The sequence below is a fragment of the Pseudomonas sp. FR229a genome (genome assembly GCF_030209115.1).
Lineage (GTDB): Bacteria > Pseudomonadota > Gammaproteobacteria > Pseudomonadales > Pseudomonadaceae > Aquipseudomonas > Aquipseudomonas moraviensis_A.
The window spans coordinates 154,403-166,402 of the sequence record NZ_JARVSP010000006.1; the positions used below are offsets into that span (position 1 = coordinate 154,403).

A 12,000-nucleotide genomic window follows, 5' to 3' on the forward strand; every position below is an offset into this window, starting at 1 on the left:
GGCCGTAATCAGATGGAATTGAGCTTGAAACCAAGATGGGGGCTGCCTCGAAAAAAAACAAGCGTAAAGCGGAGGTAAAAAACGACTTAAAAAAAAAGAGGCCCGAAGGCCCCTTCTTTGTTGCGGCGCGGTGGACGCTTACGCGTCCGGCGCTGCCTTGGCCGCCGGCTCACTGTTTTCGTAGATATACAGTGGCTTGGACTTGCCTTCGATCACGCTTTCATCGATCACGACTTTGCTCACCTCGGACTGCGAGGGGATCTCATACATCGTGTCGAGCAGCACACCTTCGAGAATCGAACGCAGGCCACGAGCACCGGTTTTACGTTCCAGGGCACGCTTGGCGACCGATTTCAGCGCGTCGGAACGGAATTCCAGGTCCACGCCTTCCATCTCGAACAGCTTGGCATACTGTTTGGTCAGAGCATTTTTCGGCTCGGTGAGGATCTGCATCAGCGCAGCCTCGTCGAGCTCGTCCAGTGTCGCCAGGACCGGCAGACGACCGACGAACTCCGGGATCAGACCGAACTTGACCAGATCGTCAGGCTCGACTTCACGCAGGGATTCACCGACTTTCTTGCCTTCTTCCTTGCTGCGCACTTCGGCGTTGAAGCCGATGCCGCCTTTGGTGGAACGGTTCTGAATGACCTTTTCCAGGCCTGAGAACGCACCACCGCAGATGAACAGGATGTTACGGGTGTCGACCTGCAGGAACTCCTGCTGCGGATGCTTGCGGCCACCTTGCGGCGGTACCGAGGCGACCGTGCCTTCGATCAACTTGAGCAAGGCTTGCTGCACGCCTTCACCGGAAACATCACGGGTGATCGACGGGTTGTCGGACTTGCGGGAAATCTTGTCGATTTCGTCGATGTAGACAATACCCATCTGGGCTTTCTCTACGTCGTAATCGCACTTCTGCAGCAGCTTCTGAATGATGTTCTCGACATCTTCACCCACGTAACCGGCCTCGGTGAGGGTGGTTGCGTCGGCGATGGTGAACGGAACGTTCAGCAAGCGCGCCAGCGTTTCGGCCAGCAGGGTTTTACCAGAGCCTGTCGGGCCGATCAGCAGGATGTTGCTCTTGCCGAGTTCGACGTCGTCAGCCTTTTTGTCACGCTGGTTCAGGCGCTTGTAGTGGTTGTACACCGCTACGGCCAAAACCTTTTTCGCACGCTCCTGACCAATGACGTACTGGTCAAGGATGCCGCTGATTTCTTTAGGCGAAGGCAATTTATGCGCGCTGCTTTCGGCCTGTGCTTCCTGCACCTCCTCGCGGATGATGTCATTGCACAGGTCGACGCACTCGTCGCAGATAAAGACCGAGGGGCCGGCAATCAATTTGCGCACTTCATGCTGGCTTTTGCCACAGAAGGAGCAATAGAGCAGCTTGCCGTTGTCCTCGCCGTTGCGGGTGTCAGTCATTCGTTCGATCCAAATCCGATAGGCTTGCAACACAAGATGAAGGCTATTGCGGGCTTTTTCAAGCCCGCCGCTGATCGGACATGCCGATCAGGCCTGTTTTGCGCTGCTTATATTAAGCTGGACGCTGGTTGATCACTTCATCGATCAGGCCGTATTCCTTCGCAGCTTCGGCACTCATGAAGTTGTCGCGATTGGTGTCGCGCTCGATTTCTTCCAGAGTACGGCCGCTGTGCTTGGCCATCAGCATGTTCAGACGCTCGCGGATGAAGAGGATTTCCTTGGCGTGGATTTCGATGTCCGACGCCTGGCCCTGGAAACCACCCAGTGGCTGGTGAATCATCACGCGCGAGTTCGGCAGGCAGAAACGCTTGCCCGGAGCACCTGCGGTGAGCAGGAATGCGCCCATGCTGCAGGCCTGACCGATGCAGGTGGTCGATACGTTCGGCTTGATGAACTGCATGGTGTCGTAGATCGACATGCCTGCAGTCACCGAACCGCCCGGCGAGTTGATGTACAGATGGATGTCCTTGTCCGGGTTTTCCGCTTCAAGGAACAGCAGTTGCGCACAGATCAGGTTGGCCATGTAGTCCTCTACCGGGCCCACCAGAAAGATCACTCGCTCCTTGAGCAGGCGCGAGTAGATGTCGTAGGCGCGTTCGCCACGAGCGGACTGCTCGACAACCATCGGGACCAGGCCGCCGGCGGCCTGGATATCAGAGTTCTGCTGAATATAAGAATTACGGAACATGCTCTGCAGTCGCTCCCAAATAGTTATGTCTTGAATACGCATAAGCCAGCTCGAGAGCTGGCTTATGGTGTGCACTTCTAACGCAAAATCAATCAGTCGGCTGCTGGAGCTTCTACCGGCTTGACTGCTTCTTCGTAGGAGACCGATTTGTCGGTCACACTAGCTTTCTGCAGAACAGTATCCACAACTTGTTCTTCCAGCACAACCGAACGCACTTCGTTCAGTTGCTGCTCGTTTTTGTAGTACCACGACACGACCTGCTCTGGCTCCTGGTAAGCGGAAGCCATTTCCTGAATCATTTCGCGAACGCGAGCTTCGTCAGGCTTCAGATCGAACTGCTTGACCACTTCAGCGACGATCAGGCCCAGCACGACGCGACGCTTGGCTTGCTCTTCGAACAGCTCGGCCGGCAGTTGGTCTGGCTTGATGTTGCCACCGAACTGCTGAACAGCCTGCACGCGCAGACGGTCAACTTCGTTGGACAGCAGGGCCTTTGGCACTTCGATCGGGTTGGTGGCCAGCAGACCGTCCATGACCTGATTCTTGACCTTGGACTTGATCGCCTGACGCAGTTCACGCTCCATGTTCTTGCGAACTTCGGTGCGGAAACCGTCGATGCCGCTTTCCTTGATGCCGAATTGAGCGAAGAACTCTTCGTTCAGCTCAGGCAGCTTAGGCTCGGACACAGTGTTGACGGTCACGGTGAACTCGGCCGCTTTGCCAGCGAGGTCGAGGTTCTGATAGTCCTCAGGGAAGGTCAGGTTCAGAACGCGCTCTTCACCAGCTTTAGCGCCGACCAGGCCTTCTTCGAAGCCCGGGATCATGCGGCCGGAACCCAGTACCAGCTGAGTGCCCTTGGCGGAACCGCCAGCGAACACTTCGCCGTCGACCTTGCCAACGAAATCGATGTTCAACTGATCTTCGTTCTGGGCGGCACGATCGGCCACTTCAAAACGGGTGTTCTGCTTGCGCAGGATGTCCAGCATCTTGTCCAGGTCAGCGTCAGCCACTTCAGCGCTCAGGCGCTCAACGGTGATGCCTTCGAAACCGGCAACGGTGAACTCAGGGAACACTTCGAATACGGCCACGTATTCCAGGTCCTTGCCCGCTTCGAGGGATTTTGGCTCGATCGAAGGCGAACCGGCTGGGTTCAGCTTCTGCTCGACCACAGCTTCGTAGAACGAAGACTGGATCACGTCGCCTACCGCTTCCTGGCGCGCGTCAGCACCGAAACGGCGCTTGATTTCGCTCATTGGCACTTTGCCTGGACGGAAGCCAGCAATTTTGGCCTTTTGGGCAGTCTGCTGCAGACGCTTGTTGACCTGAGTCTCGATGCGCTCTGCCGGCACGGTGACGCTCATGCGGCGCTCGAGAGCAGTAGTATTTTCAACAGAAACTTGCATGGATATTCCTCGTTGCACAGACGTTAGCCGGCCGTTTCCGACCCCAGAATCAAGGGCATGCATTCTAGTGGGTCAAACTCAAGAAGTCACCCTACTGGAAACGGGTAAAAAAACAGCAGGCAATTTATAGGGAGCGCCGCACGAATGCCGCGCACTCCACAGGCGAATACAAGCGATCACTTCAGGGCTCTGCATCAACCCTTCTATATAGAAGGACAATCAATTGGCCCTGACAGCTATACCGGCAATGACCGGAACAGCGAGCAGCTCAGCCCCATCGGAACCTGTAAATTCGATGAAGTGCCCTGCCCTGCGACCTGAATCCGGCCATAACCGGATTTCAGAACCACTAAAACAAAAAAGGCGCCAGACTGTTAAATCTGGCGCCTTTCGAAATATGGGGTGGACGATGGGGATCGAACCCACGACAACGGGAGTCACAATCCCGTGCTCTACCAACTGAGCTACGCCCACCATATTGCGTAACAAAAAAGCCAAACAACTTCTTTGTCGAAACCTCATCAGGCCCGAAGCACAAATGAAGCTTTATTTGGTGCGGATGAAGAGACTCGAACTCTTACGCCTCGCGGCGCTGGAACCTAAATCCAGTGTGTCTACCAATTCCACCACATCCGCGGATGAAGCTTTTAAAGCAAAGGCGCCAGACCGTTAAATCTGGCGCCTTTCGAAATATGGGGTGGACGATGGGGATCGAACCCACGACAACGGGAGTCACAATCCCGTGCTCTACCAACTGAGCTACGCCCACCATATCGCGTTACTTGTGCCAAAGCTGCCTAATGGCGCACCCGGCAGGACTCGAACCTGCGACCATCCGCTTAGAAGGCGGATGCTCTATCCAGCTGAGCTACGGGCGCCTTGTTAATCTGTACTCTTAAAGGACTACAAACTAAGTGCTTTCCAGTGTCGCAGAACCTTGATTCCGCTTCACCTTCTTAACCAGTGCTAGGCTGTGCCCGACAAGTGCGACGAATAGTATAGAGGGCTCCAAAGGTCGTCAAATCCTTTTTGAAAAAAATTCATTTAATTAAAGGAGTTAGCGGAATTTGCTGACCAAGCGCCTTTGCCCTCACCGCTCGACATGCGAGAATGCGTTCTCATTTTTTCCCCTCTCGATGGTTAATCACGCGCAATGACTGCACAACTAATCGACGGCAAATCGATCGCCGCCAGCCTGCGCCAGCAGATCGCCCAACGAGTTGCCGAGCGTCGCCAGCAAGGCCTGCGCACCCCCGGCCTCGCGGTGATCCTGGTCGGCAGCGATCCTGCCTCTCAGGTTTATGTCTCGCACAAGCGTAAAGACTGTGAAGAGGTTGGCTTCCTCTCTCAAGCCTACGACCTGCCCTCCGACACCACTCAGGACGCCCTGACCGACCTGATCGATCGTCTCAATGACGACCCGGCCATCGACGGCGTTCTCTTGCAACTGCCTCTGCCCGAGCACCTCGATGCGTCCAAATTGCTGGAGCGCATCCGCCCGGACAAAGACGTCGACGGTTTCCACCCATACAACGTCGGTCGTCTGGCTCAGCGCATTCCGCTGCTGCGCCCGTGCACCCCGAAAGGCATCATGACCCTGCTCGAAAGCACCGGTGCTGACCTTTACGGAATGGACGCCGTGGTCGTCGGCGCCTCCAATATTGTCGGTCGCCCGATGGCCATGGAACTGCTGCTGGCCGGCTGCACCGTCACCGTGACCCATCGCTTCACCAAGGATCTGGCCGGTCACGTCGGCCGAGCCGATCTGGTGGTCGTTGCCGCCGGCAAGCCGGGCCTGGTCAAGGGCGAGTGGATCAAGGAAGGCGCGATCGTGATCGACGTCGGCATCAACCGTCAGGACGACGGCAAGCTGGTCGGTGACGTCGTCTACGAAACTGCCCTGCCCCGCGCCGGCTGGATCACCCCGGTACCGGGCGGCGTCGGCCCGATGACCCGCGCCTGCCTGCTGGAAAACACCCTGTACGCGGCAGAAACCCTGCACGTCTGAGCGGTTTTTTCCACCGTACCGGAACCCCGCCTTGTGCGGGGTTTTTCATGCCTGAGAAAAAACTTCAACCGTTCGCCGGAAACCGCTCTTTTTACAGGCCTTTTCACGAGATTTTCAGGTCTCTCAAACAACCATCGACAGTTCTTCAGCCATACTCCTAAAATGCGCCGGTTTTAAGAAATAACCCGTTACAAACTAACGGAATATCCAACCCTTATGAGTTCGCCCGCGTGAAAATTCGTCTCTCGATTCTGAGCCTGTTTTTTGCTGTCACAGGCACATTCATCACGCCAACAATCAACGCTGCGGAAACCACCGCTGTCCCGCGCGACGCTTCGACCCTGAAGATCGCGTCCGGCAGCGCCCTGCTCATGGATATGCAGACCAATAAAGTCATTTATTCCAGCAACCCTGACGTGATCGTGCCGATCGCCTCTGTCAGCAAGCTGATGACCGGCCTGGTGGTGGTAGAAGCTCGACAGAACATGGACGAATGGATCGATGTCGATATCAGGAACACGCCGGAAATGAAGGGTGTGTTCTCCCGGGTCAAACTCAAAAGTGAGCTGCCGCGCCGCGAGATGCTGCTGATCGCGTTGATGTCTTCGGAAAACCGTGCTGCCGCCAGCCTTGCGCATCACTACCCGGGCGGCTATGCAGCTTTTATTGCGGCGATGAACGCCAAGGCCAAGGCGCTGGGCATGACCAGCACACACTTCGTCGAGCCGACCGGCCTGTCGGAACGCAACGTCTCCACCGCCCGCGACCTGAGCAAATTGCTGGTGGCTGCGCACAAGCAGCCGTTACTCGTGCAGTTGACCACCACCAAGGAAAAAACCGTGGCGTTCCGCAAGCCCAACTACACCCTGGGCTTTCGCAATACCGATCATCTGGTCAACAAGGCCGATTGGGACATCAAGATCACCAAGACCGGCTTCACCAATCCGGCCGGCCATTGCCTGGTGCTGGTGACGAAGATGGGCAATCGCCCGGTCGCCCTGGTAATTCTCGATGCATTTGGCAAGTACACGCATTTTGCCGATGCCAGCCGTATCCGCAGTTGGGTGGAAACCGGGCGCAGCGCGAATGTTCCTGCGGTAGCCCAGCAATACAAGGCCGACAAAAACCTCAAGAGTCGTCAGAGTGGCGTGGTCGAAGCGGCAAAGTAGATCCCGCGAACATGAAAAAGCCCCGAGTCTTCGGGGCTTTTTTTCGTTGCTGCTTTTTCAGTCGTTGGGCAGCGGCATCTTGTCGTCATCGGGGATGCCATCGCCCGAGCTCGGCTCTGGCGAAACGTCGGGCGTCAGCACATTGGGCCGCGCCAGTGGATCGCGCATCGGACTGCCCGGATCCAGCACCGGATCAACGTCTGGCTCTGGCGTGGTCGGGACGCTGTCAGGTTTGTGATCGTCGAAGCTTGAATCGGTACTCATACGCACCTCGCATCAAGGTTTCAGATCGGCCATCGGATCGTAGGGCTTGGCCGGTTTCTTCGGATCTTCACCAGGCTCGACATCCAGCGGCGCCTTGGCCGGACCGACCGGATCGACTTGCGGATCGTCAAGGTCCGGCGAATCCGGATCGAATCCCAGATCATCACCCGAGGAGTGATCGGACGAATGCGGGCCTTTCGGGGTTGAGGAATCTGCCATGTTGCCTCCTTGATTCACCCGCGAAGCACGGGTACTGATCTTCAGAGGCCTGCCGGGCGCAGTCGTGCCCGGCAGATGACGAACGGAGCCTTACTGCGCCGCCAGAGCTTTTCTCGCTTGCGCCGCGGCATTTTCTTCACCAGCCTGCGCCAGCTCATCGGCGGCTTTCAACCAACGGGCACGGTCTACAGCGGCGGGGATCTGCGACGGCTTCTGGATCAGAATCGCCCAGCCACCGGATTTGTCGAACGCCGACTCGAAGCTGTCAAAATCCATCAATTGCCGACGATTCATGCCAGCGCGCAACAGCACCTTCTGCTTATTGCGGTCGTAGCCGGAGAGGATCGCGTAACGCGGTTCAGCCCAAAAGGCCGAACCCTCGCTGAAGCGCACCATCACCGGATAACCTGCCGCAACCTGAGTCAACAAGGCTGGCAGCTTGCTGTCTAGCGGATAGACCACCAGGCCATATTCGCGGGCGAGGTTCTGCATGTTTTGCTGCAGCTTGTCTTCAGCGCCCGGCAAGCTCAGCGGTTTTTCCAGAAGTCCCGGAGTGATCACGATGCCTTGTTGCGACAGCAGACTGGCCAGCACCTGTGGCCCGCTCTGATTGGCTTCGCCGCGATAAAAAGTGCCGCTGAGCTCAACCCGCTCGGGCAAGCGCTTGACTTCCGGCACCACATTGCCTGCGCATCCGCTCAGCGCCGCCACGCAGGCGCCGATAAGCAACGCCCCACGCATTCGAGAAAATACCTGCACCATCTTCACTCTCTTCACAGACGCCGGACATCGTGTTCCCGCAACGCCAGCGATCATAGAGCCGCACCTGCTCGCGGTATAGCCTTAAACCGCAGACACCGCGATTACATAGAGCAAAGTGATTGGTCACTAACGACCTTTGGTCAATAGCTTGAAACACCCCATTGACTAGACTGTCACTGAAATAGAGCGAATTGCGAAAAGCGAGCGCCCGACGCAGGGCGAAGAGGAGGCACCAATGAGCCTGACCATGACCATCGTGATGTTGATAGCCGGCTGGCTGGCCGTGGCGACTGCCATGTTGTGGGGCGTGTTGCGGATTTCCCGGCGGCATCATCATCCGGTGCAGACGCCAACGGTTGAGAAGACAGAAAAGCATTCCGTACGGCACGTTGCTGCGCACTGAAGATTGAAAGCCCCTCACCCTAGCCCTCTCCCGGAGGGAGAGGGAACTGACCGGGTTGTTCTTTTGAATGACGCCGACCTGAATCATCTAGCCGAACTCAGGATTTGCAGAGCCCCTCACCCCAGCCCTCTCCCTCGGGAGAGGGCTGGGGTGAGGGGCTGGCTCTCAAACACACCGCCAATATCAAAGCGAAAAAAAACCGCCTGGACTCAACCAGCCCAAGCGGTTTTTTGTTGTCAGCCATTACGCCTGCTGAGCAACCTTCTTCTGCTTCGCCCGGCGCGACATCATGTTCAACACCTCGATACCGGCCGAGAACGCCATGGCCGCATACACATAACCTTTCGGTACATGGGCGCCGAAGCCTTCGGCGATCAGCGTCATGCCGATCATGATCAGGAAGCCCAGCGCCAGCATGACCACGGTCGGGTTGTCGTTGATGAACTTGGCCAGCGGATCAGCCGCGAGCAGCATCACCAGTACCGACACCACCACCGCGATGATCATGATCGGAAGGTGTTCGGTCATGCCGACAGCGGTAATGATGCTGTCGATCGAGAACACCATATCCAGCATGAGGATCTGGCCGATGGCCGCGGCGAAGCCCAGGGTCACGGTCGACGTCGCGCTCTTTGGATCTTCCGGCGCCGGGTCCATGCTGTGATGGATCTCGGTCGTGGCTTTCCAGACCAGGAACAGGCCACCGGCGATGAGGATCATGTCCTTCCAGGAGAACGCATGGCCGAGGATTTCGATCACCGGCTCGGTCAACTGAACGATGAAGGCGATGGTGCTCAACAGTGCCAGACGCAGGATCAGGGCCATGCCGATACCGATACGGCGCGCCTTTTGCCGGTGCTGCTCGGGCAATTTGTTGGTGAGGATCGAGATAAAGATCAGGTTATCGATGCCGAGCACGATTTCCATCACCACCAATGTGGCCAAAGCAACCCAGGCGGTCGGGCTGGCGGCGAGTTCTAACAGATATTCCATGGGTCAGTCCTGACTCTGTGTAAGACGGTTCAGATGGTCTTGGAGGAAGATTCGGATTCTTCCGCTTGTTTTTCCGGTGTTTCTTTTTTCTGGATCAAGCCACCGGTGGCATCGCTGAGCGCTTGCTCGGCGGCCTTGTGGGTGTCGTCGATCGCTTGCTTGGCGGTCTCGGCCGCAGCGCCCATCAATTGCTGCGCGCTTTTTTCCGCCTGATCACAACCGGCCAGAACCAGTAAAGACGCAAACATCACTGCGGGAAATGTGTATTTCATAAGGTTCCCTTCGAATGAACAGACAGGCGCACACACCGGCCGTCGATGGCTGGGCATTCTAGGGAGATGAACAGTTCAGGAAAATTCGTATTTTTAGCGGCTATACTTCGGTTTTCACGAAGTGGCGATCGATATGCTCAATTACCGACAACTGCATTACTTCTGGGTCGTGGCTAAAACCGGCAGCATTGTCCGCGCCTGCGAGCAGCTCAATCTGACGCCGCAGACCATCAGCGGGCAGATTTCCCTGCTCGAACAAACCTATAACGTGGAACTGTTTCGTCGCGTTGGCCGGCAGCTGGAGCTCACCGAAGCCGGACGCCAGGCCCTGCCCTACGCCGAGCAGATGTTTCAGTTGGGCGGCGAGCTGGAGCTGATGCTGCGCGCGCAACCCAACGAGCAGCAGATCCTGTTCCGGGTCGGCGTCGCCGATGTGGTGCCAAAATCCATTGTCTATCGCCTGATCGCACCGACCATGGAGCTGAGCGAGCCGCTGCGCATCACCTGTCGCGAGGACAAACTCGAACGCCTGCTCGCGGATCTGGCCATTCAACGTCTGGATCTGGTGATTTCCGACAGCCCGATGCCCTCGCATCTGGACATCAAGGGCTACAGCCAGAAGCTCGGTGAATGCGGTATCAGTTTTTTCGCCACCGCCGAACTCGCCGCACAGTATGGCCAGGACTTCCCGCGCAGCCTGCACGGCGCGCCGCTGTTGATTCCCGGGGCCGAAACCGTGGTGCGCAGCCGCTTGCAGCGCTGGTTCGCCGAACAGCAGATCCAGCCGCAGATTGTCGGCGAGTTCGATGACAGTGCTTTGATGCAGGCCTTCGGCCAATCCGGCAGCGGGATCTTTATCGGCCCGAGCGTGATTGCCGAGGAAGTGAAGCGTCAGTACGGCGTCGAACTGATTGGCCAGACCGACGCGGTGAGCGAGTCGTTCTACGCCATTTCGGTGGAGCGCAAGGTCAAGCACCCTGGCATCGTTGCGATTACCGAGGGTGCCCGACGCGAGCTGTTTACCGGATTATGAAGCGCAGGCTTCACGCGGCTTCAGCGTCATCAGCACCATGGCGAGGAACACCGACAGCAGGATGAAGCCGGCAGCGGCGAAGCCGAGAAAGCCCAGACCGGCGCTGTCGATCACGCGGCCGCCGACCATCGCGCCCAGGCCGATGCCGAGGTTGGCCCCGGCGATGTTCAGCGACGCGGCAAATGCAGGCGCTTGCGGCGCGGCTTTCATCAGGCGCACATGGCTGACCAGGAACAGCGCCGCCTGGGTTACGCCCCAGATGCCCATCGCCACTGCCAGGCCAACGGGCGAATGAATGTTCGGCACCAGCGAGACCATGCCAGCGATCATGAACGCGCAGAACAACACCGACGCTCCCAGCGGATGCCGATCCACCGCACGCCCACCGAGCGAGTTACCAACCAGCCCGACCGCGCCAAAGGCCATCAGGCACCAGCCGACTACGGTGCCGTTGAACCCGGCAAGGCGCTCGAGGATGTCGGCGAGGTAGGTGTAGGCGGTAAACATGCCGCTGAACACCAGAATCGACAACACGATATGGCCGATCATCAACGGACTGCGCAGGATCTTGAATTGCGAACGGAAGCTGACCTGATGCTGGTGCAGACTGGTTTTAGGCAGGTAGACAAACAGCAGCAAGGCTTTGGCAAACGCGATCAGCGCGAGAATGCCGAATGCGCTGCGCCAGCCGAACGCGTCGGAAATCAGCGTGCCGACCGGAATGCCGAACACCGTGGCGCAGACAATACCGAAGCCGATCTTGGCAATCGCCCGACCGGCGAAATCCGGGCCGACGATGTCCACCGCCGTCTCGCTGGCCAGCGCCCAGAACACCGGCAAGCCCAGCGCCGGAATCAAGCGCGCGATGGCCATCACCCAGATGTTCGGCGCCAAAGCTGCAACTGTGTTGGCCAGGCCGAACATGATCAGGATGCTGATGAACAGTTTGCGCCGTTCGAAACGGGCGAAATAAGCGGTCAGGAACGGGCCGAACAGCGCCACGGTAAAGGCGAACAACGTCACCAACAGCCCGGCTTGCGGGATGGTGACTTCGAGGTCTCGGGCTATCGCCGGCAGCAGGCCGACAATGACGAATTCCGTGGTCAGCACCGTGAACCCGGCGGCGGACAACAGAAGAATAGGCAACAGCATGCGCAACTCCAGCAAAACGACGACGCCAGCGATGACCCGGAGGCCCGCTGGCAGAACTAGAAAATGAGGATGGCGAATCTTAACAGACTGTGTCTGCACTGAGTTGCCCAAAACTGCCGATCTGCCCGGTTGATGCGGTGGCAGATCGTCAC

At 57.7% G+C, this 12,000-nt stretch carries 13 protein-coding genes and 4 tRNA genes; 4 read left to right on the forward strand and 13 right to left on the reverse strand.

From position 1 onward, the window contains the following. Nucleotides 1-138: 138 nt before the first annotated feature. The 7 genes from clpX to QRN33_RS05180 all read right to left on the reverse strand — a co-directional run bounded on the left by clpX (nt 139) and on the right by QRN33_RS05180 (nt 4,451). Nucleotides 139-1,422, reverse strand: a complete 1,284-nt coding sequence (gene clpX, locus QRN33_RS05150) for an ATP-dependent Clp protease ATP-binding subunit ClpX (RefSeq protein WP_007951558.1) — start codon at nt 1,420-1,422, stop codon at nt 139-141. Nucleotides 1,423-1,534: 112 nt separating this feature from the next. Further along, entirely contained in the window at nt 1,535-2,170 is a 636-nt protein-coding gene (gene clpP / locus QRN33_RS05155; RefSeq protein ID WP_016775336.1) for an ATP-dependent Clp endopeptidase proteolytic subunit ClpP, read from the reverse strand. Between the two features lie 92 nt (nt 2,171-2,262). Continuing rightward, a complete protein-coding gene (tig, locus tag QRN33_RS05160; RefSeq protein WP_042609166.1) occupies nt 2,263-3,573 on the reverse strand; it encodes a trigger factor in 1,311 nt (436 codons plus the stop codon). A gap of 398 nt (nt 3,574-3,971) precedes the next feature. After that, nucleotides 3,972-4,047 (reverse strand) — tRNA-His (locus QRN33_RS05165). A gap of 77 nt (nt 4,048-4,124) precedes the next feature. Then, nucleotides 4,125-4,209 (reverse strand) — tRNA-Leu (locus QRN33_RS05170). A 57-nt stretch (nt 4,210-4,266) separates the two neighbouring features. Then, nucleotides 4,267-4,342: transfer RNA gene (locus tag QRN33_RS05175), tRNA-His, on the reverse strand. A 32-nt stretch (nt 4,343-4,374) separates the two neighbouring features. Next, a tRNA-Arg gene (locus tag QRN33_RS05180) sits at nt 4,375-4,451 on the reverse strand. Between the two features lie 275 nt (nt 4,452-4,726). On the opposite strand from QRN33_RS05180, the gene folD reads away from it, so the two are divergent. Next, nucleotides 4,727-5,581, forward strand: a complete 855-nt coding sequence (gene folD / locus QRN33_RS05185) for a bifunctional methylenetetrahydrofolate dehydrogenase/methenyltetrahydrofolate cyclohydrolase FolD (RefSeq protein WP_016775338.1) — start codon at nt 4,727-4,729, stop codon at nt 5,579-5,581. A gap of 230 nt (nt 5,582-5,811) precedes the next feature. Continuing rightward, a complete protein-coding gene (pbpG, locus tag QRN33_RS05190; RefSeq protein WP_042609165.1) occupies nt 5,812-6,750 on the forward strand; it encodes a D-alanyl-D-alanine endopeptidase in 939 nt (312 codons plus the stop codon). A 57-nt stretch (nt 6,751-6,807) separates the two neighbouring features. On the opposite strand, the gene QRN33_RS05195 is transcribed toward pbpG, so the two are convergent. From QRN33_RS05195 to QRN33_RS05205, 3 genes are all read right to left on the reverse strand, one after another. Beyond that, on the reverse strand, nt 6,808-7,014 hold the full coding sequence (locus tag QRN33_RS05195; protein WP_042609164.1) for a hypothetical protein: 207 nt from the start codon (nt 7,012-7,014) through the stop codon (nt 6,808-6,810). 12 nt (nt 7,015-7,026) lie between these two features. After that, nucleotides 7,027-7,233, reverse strand: coding sequence for a DUF6021 family protein (locus QRN33_RS05200; protein WP_042609163.1), 207 nt, complete (start codon nt 7,231-7,233; stop codon nt 7,027-7,029). Nucleotides 7,234-7,323: 90 nt separating this feature from the next. Beyond that, nucleotides 7,324-8,049 (reverse strand): C39 family peptidase, encoded by a 726-nt coding sequence (locus tag QRN33_RS05205; RefSeq protein ID WP_281923914.1) that lies wholly within the window; start codon nt 8,047-8,049, stop codon nt 7,324-7,326. Nucleotides 8,050-8,230: 181 nt separating this feature from the next. On the opposite strand from QRN33_RS05205, the gene QRN33_RS05210 reads away from it, so the two are divergent. Continuing rightward, entirely contained in the window at nt 8,231-8,398 is a 168-nt protein-coding gene (locus tag QRN33_RS05210; RefSeq protein ID WP_165839200.1) for a hypothetical protein, read from the forward strand. A 243-nt stretch (nt 8,399-8,641) separates the two neighbouring features. On the opposite strand, the gene QRN33_RS05215 is transcribed toward QRN33_RS05210, so the two are convergent. Next, a complete protein-coding gene (locus tag QRN33_RS05215) occupies nt 8,642-9,391 on the reverse strand; it encodes a TerC family protein (RefSeq protein ID WP_123419205.1) in 750 nt (249 codons plus the stop codon). Nucleotides 9,392-9,420: 29 nt separating this feature from the next. Continuing rightward, entirely contained in the window at nt 9,421-9,663 is a 243-nt protein-coding gene (locus tag QRN33_RS05220) for a hypothetical protein (protein WP_065615992.1), read from the reverse strand. Nucleotides 9,664-9,796: 133 nt separating this feature from the next. Here QRN33_RS05220 and nhaR point away from each other — a divergent pair, with 133 nt between their 5' ends. Then, complete coding sequence (gene nhaR, locus QRN33_RS05225; protein ID WP_042609159.1) at nt 9,797-10,696, forward strand: transcriptional activator NhaR; 900 nt, start codon at nt 9,797-9,799, stop codon at nt 10,694-10,696. Here the strand turns inward: nhaR and QRN33_RS05230 are convergent. Then, entirely contained in the window at nt 10,691-11,848 is a 1,158-nt protein-coding gene (locus QRN33_RS05230) for an MFS transporter (protein WP_285407453.1), read from the reverse strand. The two genes, nhaR and QRN33_RS05230, sit on opposite strands and share 6 nt — an antisense overlap. Nucleotides 11,849-12,000 lie beyond the last annotated feature (152 nt).

Bases quoted from the DNA above. Each gene is read 5' to 3' on its own strand.
- QRN33_RS05205 (WP_281923914.1), bottom strand. From the start codon at position 8,049: ATGATCGCTGGCGTTGCGGGAACACGATGTCCGGCGTCTGTGAAGAGA.
- QRN33_RS05230 (WP_285407453.1), bottom strand. From the start codon at position 11,848: ATGCTGTTGCCTATTCTTCTGTTGTCCGCCGCCGGGTTCACGGTGCTG.
- QRN33_RS05195 (WP_042609164.1), bottom strand. From the start codon at position 7,014: ATGAGTACCGATTCAAGCTTCGACGATCACAAACCTGACAGCGTCCCG.
- QRN33_RS05200 (WP_042609163.1), bottom strand. From the start codon at position 7,233: ATGGCAGATTCCTCAACCCCGAAAGGCCCGCATTCGTCCGATCACTCC.
- QRN33_RS05220 (WP_065615992.1), bottom strand. From the start codon at position 9,663: ATGAAATACACATTTCCCGCAGTGATGTTTGCGTCTTTACTGGTTCTG.
- QRN33_RS05210 (WP_165839200.1), top strand. From the start codon at position 8,231: ATGAGCCTGACCATGACCATCGTGATGTTGATAGCCGGCTGGCTGGCC.
- nhaR (WP_042609159.1), top strand. From the start codon at position 9,797: ATGCTCAATTACCGACAACTGCATTACTTCTGGGTCGTGGCTAAAACC.
- QRN33_RS05215 (WP_123419205.1), bottom strand. From the start codon at position 9,391: ATGGAATATCTGTTAGAACTCGCCGCCAGCCCGACCGCCTGGGTTGCT.
- tig (WP_042609166.1), bottom strand. From the start codon at position 3,573: ATGCAAGTTTCTGTTGAAAATACTACTGCTCTCGAGCGCCGCATGAGC.
- clpX (WP_007951558.1), bottom strand. From the start codon at position 1,422: ATGACTGACACCCGCAACGGCGAGGACAACGGCAAGCTGCTCTATTGC.
- folD (WP_016775338.1), top strand. From the start codon at position 4,727: ATGACTGCACAACTAATCGACGGCAAATCGATCGCCGCCAGCCTGCGC.
- clpP (WP_016775336.1), bottom strand. From the start codon at position 2,170: ATGTTCCGTAATTCTTATATTCAGCAGAACTCTGATATCCAGGCCGCC.